Origin of the sequence: Leptotrichia trevisanii DSM 22070 (assembly GCF_000482505.1) — a bacterium.
Classification (GTDB): domain Bacteria; phylum Fusobacteriota; class Fusobacteriia; order Fusobacteriales; family Leptotrichiaceae; genus Leptotrichia; species Leptotrichia trevisanii.
Window position 1 is genome coordinate 31,586 of sequence record NZ_AXVL01000018.1, and the last position, 14,797, is coordinate 46,382.

Below are 14,797 nucleotides of genomic sequence, written 5' to 3' on the forward strand. Positions count from 1 at the left end.
TTTTGTGTTATGATATTATCACCAAATAAATCTTTACAGAAAGGAGGTATTCCTCGTGTCTTTAGATACAACTATTTTTCAAATACTAAAAGCTATTGATGTAGCTTTTGAAAATGATAATTTTGATTTTTCTAACACTCTTGATTTGAGTAAACTAAACATTTCAAGGCGTCGTTTAGTTTTATTATTAGAACAACTTAAACTAAACGGATATATTACAGGTATTTTAATTCCCTTAAATTTTAATGATGAAGTAACATTTCATAACATTAGATTAACTTTAAAAGGCTTAGACTATTTAGAAAATAATTCTTCTATGAAAAAAGCCTATAAACTACTTAAAGAAATTAAAGGATGGATACCTAGTTTATAATCTTTTAAATTTGAAAAGCATTTTTAATTCCGTTTCCAAAAATCGAATTAAAAATTCAATATCTTCTTCAAAAAATTCTGGAAATTCTTCCTCAATTATGTCAACTAATCTAGTTGAAATATCTTTAGTTTGTTTTAAATGTTCTTTTACATTTAACTTCATTTTTGGCTTCCTTCTCCTTTCCTTGTACTCATATTCACACTAACTTTCTTTTATGTTATAATAAAACAATTATAGCAAAAGAAAGAAGGTGATGTTTTATAGATGCCACAATACATGAAATCTTTAAGTATCTGATAAATAATCCTATTATTTTTTTCCTTGCATTTATTTTATCTTTAGGTTTTTTATTTCTTTATTACAAAATATTTTATACCCCTTCAGTTAAAGATTTAAAAGAACATTATGAAAAGGAGCTTTTAACTGAAAAAGAACATTTCAATAATGAAAAAGATAAATTAAATAATGAAATAAAATCATTATCAGATGATATAAAAAATCTGAAAGAAAAAATTTCGGATCTCAAAGAGGATAAAAATAATTTGACTCAAAAATTATCAATGCTTGAAATATTATCTATAAAAGGTACTGAACATATTAAAACATATCCAGGAGGTAAAAATGAAAAATATTCAAGGTAAAATAGTCAAAATTATTGACGAATATAATATTATTATAAATCTAGGTTCTGATGATGGTATCAAATATGATACTCTACTAGAAATATATGAAAAAGGTCCAGAAATTAGGGATGATAAAACTTTTTATGGTACATTGGACATTATTAAAGCTACAATAAAACCTAAAATGATTTCTCAAAAAGTTTCTTTGTGGACTAATAATGATTTCTTTCTAAAAAAAATTTATAAAAATCCACAAAGCAAATTGCTAGAACAATTTTCAAAAACTCTTCCACTTCTTAATAATATTCCAGAGGAAGTCGAAGTTATTTCTCCCTTAAAAATTTCTCATAAAAGTACTGATATTTCTTTTAATTTAGAAAAATCTTTATTCATTAAAATTGGTGATTTAGTTAGAATAAGCCCTGCCTAAACACACAAAAAACCAAAAAGCTAGTAACAGATAAATGGCATAAAGTAAGTCGCCATTTATTTTTTTGCCATTTAAAGATGTAATAATTGGAAATAAGATTAAATTTAATATACTTCCAAATGCTATTCCAGCATAAATATACATATTATTACATTTCATATTAATTCCCCTTTCCTTATAATTTTATCTTTCATTTCTCCCATCCTCTCACTTCCTTCTTTTTTAAAAATCAACCTCTTTTGTGTTATAATATTATCGCCAAACAAGCCACAACAGAAAGGAGGTTATTCATGAATGAAATAGATATAGAAATTTTAAAGTTTATTTATAAATACGGTGAAATTCATCTTGATAAAATTCTTGAAAAGTTTCCTGAAGAAAAGTACTCCACATCTTACAGGCTTGGAAAATTATCAGAAGCTGAACGTCATCCAAAATTTAAAATGCCTATACCAAATACTAGTTATATCCTAAATAAATCAGAAATTTATAAAAATGAAAATAATCGAACACAAATAAGAAAACTTGACATTTATTCTTTGACACAGTTAGGTAATTCATTTATTCAAGACATCATTAGAGAAACAAGAAATAAACGAATAGATACTACCCAAAAAATAATAATATGGTTCTTAAATTCATTTTTATTTCCTATATTAGTAGCTTTATTGACAAGTTTTCTTTATAACAGATATTTAAAATAATTAATAATATTAGTTATAAATTTATCAATAACTGCATAATATTTAATTCCACAATAAGCTCCGATTATTGACACTAATAAACGAAAAATAAAATCTAAAATCTTATAATATTTTTTCATACTATTCCTTCCACTAATTTATTTACAAAAAATAAATATTAAATATTATGCACTTTTTATTGGTGCTTAGTATTTTTAAAGAGGGAGGGAATCCCCTTCTTCTTTTATAATTAACTCTGTTAATTCCAAACAATGTCTTAAAACCACATAAGATTGTCTAGGTACGCAATTATTTTTTTTCAATTCATCAAATATTTTAATTGCTATTGCAAACATTTCTTGAGCAGTTTTTGATTTTACTTCATTTTCTTCTCCCATCCTCTCACTCCCTTCTTATTTAAGTGAATTATATTCACTATTTTTTCAAAAAAAATTGAACTTATCTCTTCATTTGTCAATCCTAACTCTTCTTTTAGTAAAGCTATTTCAGTAGTCTTAAATTCAACTTCTCCACGAATTTTCTTTTTTAATGATGTATAACTTAGGTGTAATTTTTCTGCTAAATATCCTGTTTTTAATCCTTTCTCTTTTATTATTTTTTTTAAATTCACAAATCCACCTCACTTTCGTTGAATTATATTCACAATCAAGTTATACCACATTAGTGAATAATTGTCAACATTAATTTAAAAATTTTAAAAGAAAAGTTGCTTTTTTTTCACTTTAAGGGTATAATAACAATATATTCAAGGGAGAAAGAAAATGAAAAAAAATAATTTATTATCAAATCTGGGAGAAAAAATAAAAAATAGAAGAATTGAATTAAAAATAACTCAAGAAGAATTATCAAAATTAACTGGATATTCAGATCGTTCCTCTATTACCAAAATTGAAAAAGGAAAAGTTGATTTAACACTTTCTAAATTAAAAGAATTTGCAAAAGTTTTAAAAGTATCTCCCGAATATTTAATGGGATACAAAGAAAGTGAAAATATAATAGATTTTGGAGTGCGACTTAAAGCCGCTCTAAAACGGAAAAATATGTCTCAAACTAAGCTTTCTGAAATATCAGGTATTAACACTTCTACCATTAGCGAATATATATCTGGAAGATATGAACCAAATAGAAATAGAATTACAGAATTTGCAAATATATTAGATGTAAATGAAGTTTGGTTAATGGGATATGATGTTCCAATGGAACGTGATGCTATAAAAAAAGAAGTTGATCCATATTTTGTAGACACATCAGTCTTAACTCCAGAAGAACTTGCAGAATTTGAAAAAGTTACTGGAGTAAATAAGCAACTATTTTTCAATGATGTTGATGATGAACATGATATGGCCGTATTCAAACGTGCTGTAATAGACATATTAATAAAGCAGAGAGAGAATAAGAAATAATTATTTAATTGATAGGGGGATTATTTTAAGTATGAATGTAAAAATATATACTGAAAAAATGTTTGAAGAAATAAAACATATTGATGAAAATGGTGTTGAATTTTGGTATGCAAGAGAGTTGATGCAAGTTATCGAATATTCAAAGTGGGGGAATTTTATTAAAGTTATCAATAAGGCAAAAGAATCGATGAAAAGTACTGGAATTATTGATTCCGAACATATTGCCGACGTCGGCAAAACGATCCAAATGCCTAAAAATGCGACAAAAACTATAAATGATATGAAATTAACTAGATACGCTTGTTATATTATTGTACAAAATGCAGATCCAAGAAAAAAAGCCATTGCATTAGGACAACAATATTTTGCATTTCAAACAAGAAAACAAGAAATTGCTGAAACTGATTTTAAAGAACTTTCAGAAGATGACAGAAGATTAAAACTAAGAGAAGATGTAAGGGACTTTAATAAAAAATTGGCATTTGAAGCTCAAAATGTCGGCGTTCAGAATTTTGCAAAATTCCAGAATTCTGGTTATCAAGGATTGTACAATGGAGAAACAGCCGGAGATATAAAAAAAAGAAAAAATTTAAAAGAAAAAGAACATATCCTTGATCATATGGGTTCAACAGAATTGGCAGCTAATTATTTTAGAATAACTCAGACAGAAGAAAGATTGAAAAAAGGAGATATTCAAGGAGAAGAAATAGCAAATAATACTCATTTCAATATAGGAAAAAAAGTAAGAGAAGTTATGATTGAAATTAGCGGGACAAAACCTGAAGAACTTCCAACACCTAAAAAAAGTATAAAAGAAATTCAAAAAGAAAAGAAACTTTTGAAAAAACCAAACAAGAAGAGATAAAGTGAATTTATGCATAAAACAAATTTTAAAAAGTTGGCAAAAATTTTAATTAAAAAATATGGAACTGATAATCCTTTTAAAATTGCAGAACATCAAGGAATAAAAATTATCTATTCCGATTTTTCATCTTGGCTAGGCTTATACACCTGTATTGGAAATGAAAAAACAATTTTCATCAACATCAAACTTCCCTACTTATCCAAACGAATAGTATGTAGCCACGAACTAGGACACGGACAGCAATCATTCAATGAAGCTGTATCTATATTTACGAAACTGAAAAACTTCTGTCCGAAACAAGCCAAATTGAACAAGAAGCAAATGAATTTGCCGCAACTTTAATATTTAACAACAAGGATATTTATAAACTTAATTTAACAGAGTTAGATAGGAAGTTATTAAAAGAATTAGAAAAATATTTATAATGTAGTTTAAGTTTAGTATAATTTAAATTTATAAATAAATATTTAAACGTAATTGCAATTAAAAATTTAAGTCTAAAAAGAGTTATCCTAAATGTTTTAAGATAACCCTTTTAATATTTAAGTTTAGATTTTTTGAAGAATATTATTTTTTCTTATGACAATGATATTCTCCAGTTTTTCTGTTCATATGGCATCCCTTACTGTTTGTTCTTCCCTTATGTGGAAAACTCACAATAGATAATAGGAAAGTTGCCATTAAAATTAAAATAGCTTTTCGTTTCATCTTGTTCCTCCTAGAATAATTGATGAAACTAAATTAACCATATACTTTTACAAAATTAAAAATTTAGAATGGAGTGTGATTTTTTATGGAAATAAAATTTGAAATATTACAAAAAGGAGATACTGTCTTAAATGTTTATGAACAAAGTATTGTTATAAAAAAGAAGAATGGAGAAGTTCAAATATATAATTTTCATATAGATGAAGATGGACTTCCTAGACTTAATGATAATTCAATTTTAATTACTTTTGGAAATAAAACTATAAAAGTAAAAACTTCTGATGAATCTTCAGTTGAAGTTGGAACATTTTAGAGGAGATGATTATATGAGCTGCTCAATTTGTGGTAAAAAAGGACATAATTCAAGAAGTTGCCCTAATAAATCTAATGAAAGAAATCAAGCGGTATGGTTTAAAATTGATAGTTTAACTACATCTGAAAGTGATAAACTCTTAAGTGAAATAATAACAGCCAAAAGTAAAGTTGCTCCTAAATCTAGAGGAACTTTTGCAAGAGGGGATGCAAACGAATTACCAAATAAAATAAAAGAAGCATTAAGATTGGAAAATAAAAATGAAAAAAAATAGGAATTATTCTCATATAAAAGTACAAAAAAATGGGAAAAAATTAGATGCATATATGTGTTTTTTTTGCTTAAAATGTTGTAACTCTAATCATGGACATCATATTATATATTATAGTGAAGCTGGAGAAGCAAATATTAATAATATCATAACTTTGTGTCCAGAATGCCATAGATTGTATCATTCTAAAAAATTAAAAATTGATATTGGACGTTTTTAAAGATTTATTGAAATTTAACAGCAAAATATAAAAAAATATAAAGTTTAATTTTAGTATAATTTTAGTTTAAGTTTAAAATATGTAAAAAGTCTTTAAAAATAATATTTATAAACTTTTCTTATAAAAGTTGACAAACTTAGTTTAATTTTTTATAATATCAATATAGAGAGGTGTTTTATATGAATTATGGAGAATTAATTAAGAAAAAAAGAACTGAATTAGGAATTAAGCAAAAGGAAATGGCAAAAGATATAGGAGTTTCAATTCCTTATCTTTCAAATATTGAAACGAATAAAAAAATTCCTTCAAAAATTTTAGAATTAAAAATAAATAATTTTTTAGAAAAAAAAGAAAGAAAGAAAAATAAGAAAAAATTAAAAACAGATGCTAAATCAACACAAGAAAAAAAATATACAAAACAAGAATTAAAAGAGATGGAACAAGAAATAATAGAAACTTATGAATTAATGAGAATGGAAAAAAACCCATTTTCTAAAATAGCTGTTATACAACGTTCTTTGATAGAAATTAACAAAGTAATAGAAGAAAATATGATTATTTTAGAAACAGCATTAGAACCATTAAATGAAATTATTTCAAAAAAATTAAAACGTCCATTAAAAACAACAATAAAAAATTTTGAAAAAAATAAAGAGAAATTAGAAAATCTTTTAACAAACGAATATTTAATAGAGGAGGATTAAGATGGATTTGAGCAATTTAGTTGGACATATTCCATTATCACAATTTACAAAAGAACAAAAAAGAATTTGCATTTTAATGAGAGTAGCTTCAGAATTTAAGTTTATGAAATTAAAAGATAACAATGTGCCAAAAGCACCAACTGCATATTCAACTAGATTGTGGGGTGTTGGTAGAAATGCCAAAGGAAACACCAAAATGATTAATAGAATAGATGAAGATATTAAACTTCAGGTATTGGGAGCGGAAGACGAACATGAAATAAAAGAAATTATGAATGAAATTTCAAATGAGATTATTGAACATTCATTAGTTATTATGGAAGACTTGCTAAGAGCAGCAAGGAATGCAAAAACACCAAGTGTTAGAAGAAAATATATCAAGGCTATTAATAACATTGAATACTTACGTATGACATTTATGCTAAGTGTTGTTTATTATGCAAAACATCTTATTTCAATGGGAGAAAATATAAATCATATAGGACTAACTCTAAAAATAAAAACAGTAGAAAATAAAAAGAGAGAACTTAATAATATTTGGAAAGAGTTTGCAGAAAGCGATAAAGATTTAGAAGCATATTCTATTGCTATTCAAAAAACTGAAAAGATATTTGAAACATACGAAAAAGAGGTTGTTGTTAATAACGCCGATATAGATAAATTAGCAGATGAAAGAATGCTATATAATTTAATGGGAACAAAAAATGTAGATATTTTAATCAATAAAGCGATTGATGAAATTAGAGAAAATTTAACTGGAGAAATTAGACTTTTAGAAATATATTAACTCAAAGTTTTAAAATGAAAGGGGGGAAATTTTCTTATGAGTGTAAAAAAAGATGAAAAACGTGGAACATTTTATTGTGAATTTCGTTACCGAGATCAGATGAATATTTCCCGAAGGAAGAAAAAAAGAGGATTTAAAACTGCAAAACAAGCAAAAGAATGGGAAATAAATTTTTTGGCCAATATTAATTTAAAGGCTGAAAACATAGTTTTTAAAGAACTTGTGAGATTATATATGGGCGATGTTAAAAGCAGAATAAAAGTAAGCACTTATAAAAGAAAAGAAAAAATAATAAATGATAAAATAATTCCATATTTTAGTGAAATTTTAATTGGTGATATTACTCCATTAATGATAAGAAATTGGCAAAACAAAGAATTAGAAAATAACTATAAGAAATCTTATTTTTTAACAATACAAAAAGAATTGAGTGCTATTTTTAATTATGCAACAAAATTTTATAATCTTCGTGAAAATCCTTTAATTAAAGCTGGATTAGTTCATGATTCTCCTTTACTTCAGGAAAAAGAAGAAATCAAAATCTGGACTCCAAATGAATTTAATGTTTTTATTGAAAATGTTCATAATATTGAATTAAACACAATCTTTAATTTATTGTACTATACAGGAGCCAGAATTGGGGAAATTTTGGCTTTAAATTCAAAAGATATAGATTTATATACCAACACCATAAAAATTAACAAGAGCTATCAGAAAATTGAAAATAAGGAGTATATTACAACTCCCAAAACAAAATCATCTATTCGTATAATAAAAATTCCAAATTTTCTGTCTGAGATTATAAAAAAATATTTAGATTCTATTTATGATAAAAATATAGAACGAATATTTACAACAAGTAGAACCAATATACATCGTTGTAAAAATTTTATAGTTAAAAAATATAATTTAAAAAATATTAGACTACACGATTTTAGGCATAGTCATGCAAGTTTACTTTTAAATGAAGGTGTAAATATCGTTGTTATTTCAAAACGACTTGGCCATGAAAGCATAAAAATGACTTTAGACACTTATGCCCACTTAATGGACGGGAATGAAGATAAACTGATAAATATACTTGATAATATAAAACAAGATTCTCAAAGTTAAGAATAATTTATGGAATCATAAAATTTAACTTTGAGAAATTCTATAATGTAGCTTAAATTTTGGCGACAAATTGGCGACAAAAAAAATTAAAAACTTATTTTTTGGGAAAAAATTTAAAAATAGTAATTATTAAATACAATAAAAATGATACTTGTTAAAATCTGAAAGATTTAGTTAGTTCCTGTCAGGTGCGCCATTCTAAATAAGTTAATCAAAAATAATAATATTACTCTCAAAATTAATTTTTTGAGTTTTTTTTTAAAATAAATTATTTTGTTTAGATATATTTTTTTATACTAATGAGATTAGACATTCTTTCTTTATAGTCACCATATTTCAATTCAATCATAATAATTAATTTGACTATCAAAAAAAATCGTTAAAAATAAAATAGATTAATATATTTTGAATAAAAAAAATTGTAAGGGCGTAATGTTTGTAATGCCCTTACATTAGAAATACAAATAACTATGGAAACATAATTTTTTATTTATTTTCTTTTTTGTCTTCTGTAGTTTTGTCATCTTTTTCCAAATCAATCCCAGAAACAGATTTTTTAAATTCTCGAATCATTTTTCCAATAGCTTCTCCTAATTCTGGCAGACGCTTTGGTCCAAAAATAAGTAATGCACCGAGTATAAGGACTATAAGCCCTGGTGCTCCAATATCTCTAAAAATTCCCATTTTCAGTCGTTCCTCCTTTTATTATAAATATATTTACAGACAAGGATACTTGCTTCATACAGCAGAATTAAGGGAGCTGCCATTGTCAAGTCGCTTATAAAATCGGCAGGCGTTAAGACTACTGCGAGTACCAGTAAAATGAAGTATCCATATCTTCTGTTTTTTATTAGATATTGCGGAGTTAAAATATGTAGCGATGTTAAAAAGGCTACAATAACTGGCAGTTCAAATATTATTCCAAGTGGAAGGGAAGTATGAATTATGAATGTCAGATAGCTGTTTGCTGTAAGCTGTATATTAAACAAATCATCTCCAAATGAAAGAAGCACGTTTAATAATGCAGGCGTTATGAAAAAGAAACCAAAACATAGACCAGTAATAAACAGTATAAAGGTTGCAGGAACATAGGATAAAACTACTTTGGCTTCTCTTTCTTCCAATGCAGGACGGACAAATGCCCATATCTGATAGCTTGCAAATGGAAGCGTCAGACTGAAGGCACATATTCCAGCCAGCATCAAATAAATGCTCAAAATATCATTGGGCCCTAGAACAACTAATTTCTGATTAAAAGAAGCTGTTAATAGTTTGTAAATACTAGAGCAGAATACTAGGCTTATCAGAAAGGCTATTATAAAAAATATGATTGTTACAATAAGTCTTTTCCTAAATTCACTTAGATGTTCTATAATAGTCTGTTCATCAATTTTAGACATTTTTTATTCCTTTCCGATGTTAAAAATATTTAAAACCTATTTATCTTTTCTTTTAAAAGTTGCAAATGTAATTATAGTTATTAAAATTAATTGGCAAATAAATACTTCCATATTTGCATAAATTCCTAAAATCTCTACCGTTGGAATAAAGTTTACTACATGTAGTGGTAAAATTCCTACAACTTGCAGCATATGAATACTTGTTCCAAGCATCTTAAACGCAAGGAAATATATCGTCCATGTCAATACAAGAAATATTTGATGTATTTTTATTTTTGAAGAAGCGTATATTAGTACAAATGCGATTATAACTAATATTAGTATAGCACTCACGATACCAATAATCAAGCTCTGCAAAGAAATTAACGGTAAAATTCCCGCATAAAATAGAATTGTTTCAGCACCTTCCCTAAATACCGCAAGAAAACTAAGTACAAACATTGAAATAAAACTTCCTGTACTTAAAACTATGTCCATTTTTCTGTCAATGTAGTTTTTCCAAGATTTAAGGGATGACTTGCTATGTAGCCAGAATCCAATACCAATCATCATTATAACTGCAAATATTCCTACAAATCCTTCCAGAATTTCACGGTTCGTTCCTGAAGATACGGCAGGGAATAGTGCTTGAAGTACAAATGCTATAATGATACTTGCTAAAATTCCTGTAGCAGCTCCTGTATATACCCAACGTAATCCTTTTTTCTGATTAGCAGCTTTCAGACTGCTTACTAATGCTAAAACGATAAGAAGTGCTTCCACACCTTCACGAAGGAGTATAAACATTGCGTCAACAAAGGTATATTGTGCTTTTGTATCAATTTGTGACAATTCTGTTATTAAACCTTGTAATTGTTCCTGATATTTTTTTTCAGCACCTTTTACCATAATTATAGGTGTTTGTGTTTCCACTTTTGTGTATAATGCTGAATTTCTTGTACTTACATCGCCTTCAACTGTTGGCCATACTTGAATAAATTGCTTAACTTTTAATTGCCCTTTGGCTTTATCTCCTGTTTTAAAAGCATCTAAGGCATCCTTTAGCATATCCACGGTTTCCTTCAATGTGATTGTACTTGAAATATTATTTTCTATTTTTTTTCCATCCAGATAATCCTGTATAGCTGACTTCAGTTCATTAAAAGAATTCACAGTACTATCATAGTCAAAAGGCTCTACTTCCATTGAACTTCTAAGAAACGACATCGCAGTTTCCACTTTTCCATAGTAAGATATGCTTCTGCTTCTTATAAAACTTTCATTTCTAGTCCATACCCCATTAAATTTTAGATATTCCTTTTTCATCAGTTCTACATCTTTAGACTGGATTGCCTTTTCCAGTACCTCCAAAGCAGGATACATTCTTGACTGAAATTTTTTCTTTTCCTCGTTATCGTTAACGGGATTCTGTTCCTTTTCAAAAGCTAATAATGCCGTTGTAACTTCTTTCAAGTCATCTTCTGACAATGCTGATTTTTCTCTATTTAAAAGTTCTTGTACTTTTTTTCCTTGCGTTGAATCAGAATTTTTTGCTTTTTTAAATTCTTCCTTGATTTCAGAAAAAAGTTTTTTTGCTTCGTTCTGATTATTATTTCTTATTGCAGTTGTTGTATCTGTAATTTTTATGTAAAGTTCACTATAATTTTCCTTTGCAATAGCATTTGTGAAGAATATCATAAAGCACAAAAATAGCATTATGCTTATTTTATTCAAATAATTTCTGCCCAATGTATTCTCCTTTCTTTATTCCGCCGAAACATGCAAAAATACCTGTTCCAACGTGAGTAATATACTCATTCAATTTGTCCTCATTTCCAAGACTGTTTTGAATTTTTATAAATTGCTCAGGATGTTTTTGAAAACATATAAATAAAAGTCCCGCATCAAACTGTCCGCTTACTTCGTCTATACCGTTAGAATATGAAAAAGCACGTCGTGCTATTTTAACATCAGCTTTTTTGGCAAGGTAAACGTGTGAATCAATCGGAAGAATTGGCTTTCCATCAGAGCCTTTTTTATTTATATCAATTGTAGCAAATTCATCTGTTTCTCCAAATGGAGCTCCGCTTTCCTTATATCTTCCAAATGTGTTTTCTTGTTCTTGTAAATTAGTTCTGTCCCACGTTTCAAGGTGCATCTGAATACGTCTTACTATCATGAAAGTTCCGTTTTTGAGCCAGTTATTTTTATCATACCATACAACATTCTTGAAATCGTCATTATTTTTTGGATTTTCCGTTCCATCTTTAAATCCAAAAAGATTTCTTGGAGTTTCCCTTCCATTTCCAATGGGTAGAAATCCAGCCTGAGTCCATTTCAAGTTAATCAACGCACGTCCTTTTCTTACGAGATTTCTCACAGCATGAAATGCCACTTGTGCATCATCGGCACATGCCTGAATACAGATGTCCCCACCTTTATATTTATCTTTTATCTGATCTCTTGGAAAATGTGGTAAATCCTTAAATTCATCTAATTTTTTATTATCCAGCTTTAATTTATCAAGAAAAGAAGGACTTATTCCAAAAGTTACTGTTAGCCGATATGGATTTAATCCTACTGTTTCTCCTGTATCAATAGGAGGGACAAGGTGATTTTTCAGTTCGGGTGCGATAAGTTCACCTTTCATAAGTTTTTCAGAATAATCAGTCCAGTCCTTGAACATCTGCTTTATCTCTTCCTTATCCGTGGAATGTAAATCTAATACCGCAAAATAGACATTTTTCTGAACAGGGGTAGCAATTCCTGGCTGATGTTTTCCATAAAATGAAATCTCTTCATTTCCAACAATTTGATTTGTCTTGCCACTAAACATATTTGCAAAAATTGCACCAGCTCCACTTGCTCCAATTGCGGCTCCAGCTCCTACCATTCCAGCTTTTTTAAGAAAATCACGACGTGATATTTTTTTATCAAACCATTTTTTATCATTTTCGTCACTCATTATTTTACCTCTTTTATACTGTAAGTTATTTTAAGATGTGTTCGATAATCTAAACGTTAATTTTAACAAAGAGAATTAACTCCTTATCTAATAATACTTAAACATATTAGTTACCGAATAAGTACATTATTTCTTAGGAGTTGCGTCTATTACGATTCCCATTTGCGATAAAGGTTCTCCAAGTTTAGTAACAGCTTCTGCTAGAGCTTTTGTATCTTCTTTTGTCAATTCTGTGTACAGTTTGTAATGCTTGTCATCTGTCATGTATTTATCAAGAAGTTCGTTTACTGTTTTAAATTCAGAATCTAAAGTTGCTACAAGTTTAGCATCTTTTTTCTCCAGTTTAGGTTTGAATAGTTCAAATATCTTTTGAGCTCCTTCAATATTTGCTCTAAAGTCGTATAAATCAGTATGTGAGAATACTTCTTCCTCTCCAGTGATTTTTTGAGTTGAAACTTCATTTAATAAGTCGATTGCTCCTGTAACCATTAAATCAGGCGTTACTTCAATTGTAGCAATTTTTGCCTTTAGTTCCTTAATGTCGTTTACAAGATCATCTGCATATTTTTCAGTACCTTTTGTAGTATTTTGTTCCCATAATATTTTTTCAATTCTGTGGAACCCTTTCCATCCGTCTTCCTTTTTAAATTCCTCTTTGAAGTCTACAAGACGGTAATCTATCTTAATGTCAGATTCTCCAAAACTTTCAGCAATAGGTTCAGATCTTTCATAAGCCATACGAATTAATGGATAAACTTTCTTAGCTTCATCCAATTTTCCATCCTTCAATAATTGTGCAAAGTTTTCTGTGTCCTTTAAAAGCATGTCAATCTGATTTTCAACATATTTCTTATACTCAGCAGTTTCTTTGCTCAAATCGGTTTTTTCCTGATTAGTAGTCTGCCCAGCTGTTGTTCCAGCTTTGTTATCTTCTTTTGCTCCATTGCTTTTTCCGCAACTTATCAGCACTAATGCTCCAATAAGTAATAATACTCCCATTTTTTTCATAAAAAAATTCCTCCTAGTTTATAATTTGTTATACAATTATACTTTTTATTCTTTTATTTGTAAAGTGAAAATATTTGATTTACAAATTTTTTTATTATCAATATAATAGTTTTTATTTTAAGGAGATTTCAGTGTATATTATAAAAACGTTAGAAAGTTTCAAAAACACACATGAGAATAAAAGGAAAATATATTGAAAAAATGAATACGGAATGATAAAATATATCCAAATAAACTAAATTCATATACAAATTTGGTTTTAAAGTAGTTTGATATGTGTTAAAATATTTTTTATATAAAGTAAGGAGAGAGGTTATGAAGAAAAATAGTATAAAACTGTTATTTACTCTTTGTGTGTTTTTTGTTTCGTTTAATATTTTTGCTAAAAGCACTTCATTTAAAGCTGATAGTATTTTATTTACAAAAAAAATTCCATTTGAGAAATTACCGGAAAATATAGAACAGGATATGAAAAATGGAAGTATGAATTATATCAAAAATCAGCAATGTCTTATATCAACTTATAGAACCTTTTATAAAGATTCTAATCTCAGCCATATAAACATTTATGCAGCTTGCATAGAAGTGAATCCGCAGAAGAAAATCAATTGGGATCATCCTCAAATACCTGATAATGCCGAAATCAAAACAATTCATATTTTAGGAAAGGAATATTCAAAATCTCTTTTAAATGATTTGAAAAAAGGAAAAAGTACGTTTTTTGGAGAGAAACTGGGGTATTATAAATCTTCTCATAAAAATTACAATCCAAATGAATATTTCTATTTAAAATAATTGAAATAATATTTATAATTAAGTATACATTTATAGAAAAATTAGGAGTTGAGAGTAATTATAGCAATTTACACACTTAATTTTAAAATAACATAAATATTAAGTTTATTTAGAATATATAAGATTATAAATTATG

Annotated in this window: 22 protein-coding genes; 13 read left to right on the forward strand and 9 right to left on the reverse strand. The window is 27.5% G+C overall.

The window, feature by feature from the left end:
* Positions 1–55 precede the first annotated feature (55 nt).
* Positions 56–373, forward strand: a complete 318-nt coding sequence (locus tag K324_RS14330) for a YjcQ family protein (protein WP_051354395.1) — start codon at positions 56–58, stop codon at positions 371–373.
* Here the strand turns inward: K324_RS14330 and K324_RS15725 are convergent.
* A complete protein-coding gene (locus K324_RS15725; protein ID WP_156906967.1) occupies positions 368–535 on the reverse strand; it encodes a hypothetical protein in 168 nt (55 codons plus the stop codon). The two genes, K324_RS14330 and K324_RS15725, sit on opposite strands and share 6 nt — an antisense overlap.
* Positions 536–994: 459 nt before the next feature.
* Between K324_RS15725 and K324_RS0105195 the strand changes: the two genes are divergently transcribed.
* Both K324_RS0105195 and K324_RS0105200 read left to right on the forward strand, forming a co-directional pair.
* The gene (locus K324_RS0105195) at positions 995–1,426 is read left to right on the forward strand and encodes a hypothetical protein (protein WP_026748221.1); all 432 of its coding nucleotides are present in this window, start codon (positions 995–997) and stop codon (positions 1,424–1,426) included.
* A gap of 290 nt (positions 1,427–1,716) precedes the next feature.
* The gene (locus tag K324_RS0105200; protein ID WP_026748222.1) at positions 1,717–2,130 is read left to right on the forward strand and encodes a hypothetical protein; all 414 of its coding nucleotides are present in this window, start codon (positions 1,717–1,719) and stop codon (positions 2,128–2,130) included.
* Positions 2,131–2,324: 194 nt separating this feature from the next.
* On the opposite strand, the gene K324_RS0105210 is transcribed toward K324_RS0105200, so the two are convergent.
* Complete coding sequence (locus K324_RS0105210; protein ID WP_026748223.1) at positions 2,325–2,507, reverse strand: hypothetical protein; 183 nt, start codon at positions 2,505–2,507, stop codon at positions 2,325–2,327.
* Positions 2,486–2,740, reverse strand: a complete 255-nt coding sequence (locus K324_RS14335) for a helix-turn-helix domain-containing protein (protein WP_051354396.1) — start codon at positions 2,738–2,740, stop codon at positions 2,486–2,488. Before K324_RS14335 ends, K324_RS0105210 begins: the two co-directional genes overlap by 22 nt.
* 151 nt (positions 2,741–2,891) lie before the next feature.
* On the opposite strand from K324_RS14335, the gene K324_RS14340 reads away from it, so the two are divergent.
* Genes K324_RS14340 through K324_RS14345 form a run of 3 tightly spaced genes read left to right on the forward strand, consistent with a single transcriptional unit; the run spans position 2,892 to position 4,740 of the window.
* Positions 2,892–3,533 carry a helix-turn-helix domain-containing protein gene (locus K324_RS14340; protein ID WP_051354397.1) on the forward strand — a complete coding sequence of 214 codons (642 nt, stop codon included), beginning with the start codon at positions 2,892–2,894 and terminating at the stop codon, positions 3,531–3,533.
* A 31-nt stretch (positions 3,534–3,564) separates the two neighbouring features.
* Positions 3,565–4,398, forward strand: coding sequence for a DNA damage-inducible protein D (gene dinD / locus K324_RS0105225; protein WP_026748224.1), 834 nt, complete (start codon positions 3,565–3,567; stop codon positions 4,396–4,398).
* 9 nt (positions 4,399–4,407) lie between these two features.
* Positions 4,408–4,740, forward strand: coding sequence for an ImmA/IrrE family metallo-endopeptidase (locus tag K324_RS14345; RefSeq protein WP_051354398.1), 333 nt, complete (start codon positions 4,408–4,410; stop codon positions 4,738–4,740).
* Between the two features lie 225 nt (positions 4,741–4,965).
* Here K324_RS14345 and K324_RS15730 read toward each other — a convergent pair whose 3' ends face one another.
* The gene (locus tag K324_RS15730; protein ID WP_156906968.1) at positions 4,966–5,106 is read right to left on the reverse strand and encodes a YHYH domain-containing protein; all 141 of its coding nucleotides are present in this window, start codon (positions 5,104–5,106) and stop codon (positions 4,966–4,968) included.
* Between the two features lie 85 nt (positions 5,107–5,191).
* On the opposite strand from K324_RS15730, the gene K324_RS0105240 reads away from it, so the two are divergent.
* From K324_RS0105240 to K324_RS0105265, 6 genes are all read left to right on the forward strand, one after another.
* Positions 5,192–5,419 (forward strand): hypothetical protein, encoded by a 228-nt coding sequence (locus K324_RS0105240; RefSeq protein WP_026748225.1) that lies wholly within the window; start codon positions 5,192–5,194, stop codon positions 5,417–5,419.
* A 13-nt stretch (positions 5,420–5,432) separates the two neighbouring features.
* Complete coding sequence (locus tag K324_RS14350; protein WP_036095190.1) at positions 5,433–5,693, forward strand: zinc finger CCHC domain-containing protein; 261 nt, start codon at positions 5,433–5,435, stop codon at positions 5,691–5,693.
* Positions 5,680–5,910, forward strand: coding sequence for an HNH endonuclease (locus K324_RS0105250; protein WP_026748226.1), 231 nt, complete (start codon positions 5,680–5,682; stop codon positions 5,908–5,910). The genes K324_RS14350 and K324_RS0105250 overlap by 14 nt, the downstream gene beginning before the upstream one ends.
* A 179-nt stretch (positions 5,911–6,089) precedes the next feature.
* Positions 6,090–6,614, forward strand: coding sequence for a helix-turn-helix domain-containing protein (locus tag K324_RS14355; protein ID WP_036095191.1), 525 nt, complete (start codon positions 6,090–6,092; stop codon positions 6,612–6,614).
* 1 nt (position 6,615) lies between these two features.
* A complete protein-coding gene (locus K324_RS0105260) occupies positions 6,616–7,401 on the forward strand; it encodes a hypothetical protein (protein WP_026748227.1) in 786 nt (261 codons plus the stop codon).
* A gap of 36 nt (positions 7,402–7,437) precedes the next feature.
* A complete protein-coding gene (locus K324_RS0105265; RefSeq protein WP_026748228.1) occupies positions 7,438–8,514 on the forward strand; it encodes a site-specific integrase in 1,077 nt (358 codons plus the stop codon).
* Between the two features lie 486 nt (positions 8,515–9,000).
* Here K324_RS0105265 and K324_RS0105270 read toward each other — a convergent pair whose 3' ends face one another.
* The 5 genes from K324_RS0105270 to efeO form a co-directional block, all read right to left on the reverse strand.
* Entirely contained in the window at positions 9,001–9,198 is a 198-nt protein-coding gene (locus K324_RS0105270; RefSeq protein ID WP_026748229.1) for a twin-arginine translocase TatA/TatE family subunit, read from the reverse strand.
* A gap of 2 nt (positions 9,199–9,200) precedes the next feature.
* Positions 9,201–9,914, reverse strand: coding sequence for a twin-arginine translocase subunit TatC (gene tatC, locus K324_RS0105275; RefSeq protein ID WP_026748230.1), 714 nt, complete (start codon positions 9,912–9,914; stop codon positions 9,201–9,203).
* A 36-nt stretch (positions 9,915–9,950) separates the two neighbouring features.
* Positions 9,951–11,642, reverse strand: a complete 1,692-nt coding sequence (locus K324_RS0105280) for an FTR1 family protein (RefSeq protein WP_026748231.1) — start codon at positions 11,640–11,642, stop codon at positions 9,951–9,953.
* The gene (efeB, locus tag K324_RS0105285; protein WP_026748232.1) at positions 11,620–12,858 is read right to left on the reverse strand and encodes an iron uptake transporter deferrochelatase/peroxidase subunit; all 1,239 of its coding nucleotides are present in this window, start codon (positions 12,856–12,858) and stop codon (positions 11,620–11,622) included. The genes K324_RS0105280 and efeB overlap by 23 nt, the downstream gene beginning before the upstream one ends.
* Before the next feature lie 126 nt (positions 12,859–12,984).
* Positions 12,985–13,866 carry an iron uptake system protein EfeO gene (gene efeO, locus K324_RS0105290; protein WP_026748233.1) on the reverse strand — a complete coding sequence of 294 codons (882 nt, stop codon included), beginning with the start codon at positions 13,864–13,866 and terminating at the stop codon, positions 12,985–12,987.
* A gap of 315 nt (positions 13,867–14,181) precedes the next feature.
* On the opposite strand from efeO, the gene K324_RS0105295 reads away from it, so the two are divergent.
* Positions 14,182–14,661, forward strand: a complete 480-nt coding sequence (locus K324_RS0105295; protein WP_026748234.1) for a hypothetical protein — start codon at positions 14,182–14,184, stop codon at positions 14,659–14,661.
* Positions 14,662–14,797 lie beyond the last annotated feature (136 nt).

Coding starts and splice junctions, on each gene's coding strand:
- K324_RS15725 (WP_156906967.1), bottom strand. CDS start 535: ATGAAGTTAAATGTAAAAGAACATTTAAAACAAACTAAAGATATTTCA.
- K324_RS0105195 (WP_026748221.1), top strand. CDS start 995: ATGAAAAATATTCAAGGTAAAATAGTCAAAATTATTGACGAATATAAT.
- K324_RS0105200 (WP_026748222.1), top strand. CDS start 1,717: ATGAATGAAATAGATATAGAAATTTTAAAGTTTATTTATAAATACGGT.
- K324_RS0105210 (WP_026748223.1), bottom strand. CDS start 2,507: ATGGGAGAAGAAAATGAAGTAAAATCAAAAACTGCTCAAGAAATGTTT.
- K324_RS14340 (WP_051354397.1), top strand. CDS start 2,892: ATGAAAAAAAATAATTTATTATCAAATCTGGGAGAAAAAATAAAAAAT.
- dinD (WP_026748224.1), top strand. CDS start 3,565: ATGAATGTAAAAATATATACTGAAAAAATGTTTGAAGAAATAAAACAT.
- K324_RS14345 (WP_051354398.1), top strand. CDS start 4,408: ATGCATAAAACAAATTTTAAAAAGTTGGCAAAAATTTTAATTAAAAAA.
- K324_RS15730 (WP_156906968.1), bottom strand. CDS start 5,106: ATGAAACGAAAAGCTATTTTAATTTTAATGGCAACTTTCCTATTATCT.
- K324_RS0105240 (WP_026748225.1), top strand. CDS start 5,192: ATGGAAATAAAATTTGAAATATTACAAAAAGGAGATACTGTCTTAAAT.
- K324_RS14350 (WP_036095190.1), top strand. CDS start 5,433: ATGAGCTGCTCAATTTGTGGTAAAAAAGGACATAATTCAAGAAGTTGC.
- K324_RS0105250 (WP_026748226.1), top strand. CDS start 5,680: ATGAAAAAAAATAGGAATTATTCTCATATAAAAGTACAAAAAAATGGG.
- K324_RS14355 (WP_036095191.1), top strand. CDS start 6,090: ATGAATTATGGAGAATTAATTAAGAAAAAAAGAACTGAATTAGGAATT.
- K324_RS0105260 (WP_026748227.1), top strand. CDS start 6,616: ATGGATTTGAGCAATTTAGTTGGACATATTCCATTATCACAATTTACA.
- K324_RS0105265 (WP_026748228.1), top strand. CDS start 7,438: ATGAGTGTAAAAAAAGATGAAAAACGTGGAACATTTTATTGTGAATTT.
- K324_RS0105270 (WP_026748229.1), bottom strand. CDS start 9,198: ATGGGAATTTTTAGAGATATTGGAGCACCAGGGCTTATAGTCCTTATA.
- tatC (WP_026748230.1), bottom strand. CDS start 9,914: ATGTCTAAAATTGATGAACAGACTATTATAGAACATCTAAGTGAATTT.
- efeB (WP_026748232.1), bottom strand. CDS start 12,858: ATGAGTGACGAAAATGATAAAAAATGGTTTGATAAAAAAATATCACGT.
- efeO (WP_026748233.1), bottom strand. CDS start 13,866: ATGAAAAAAATGGGAGTATTATTACTTATTGGAGCATTAGTGCTGATA.
- K324_RS0105295 (WP_026748234.1), top strand. CDS start 14,182: ATGAAGAAAAATAGTATAAAACTGTTATTTACTCTTTGTGTGTTTTTT.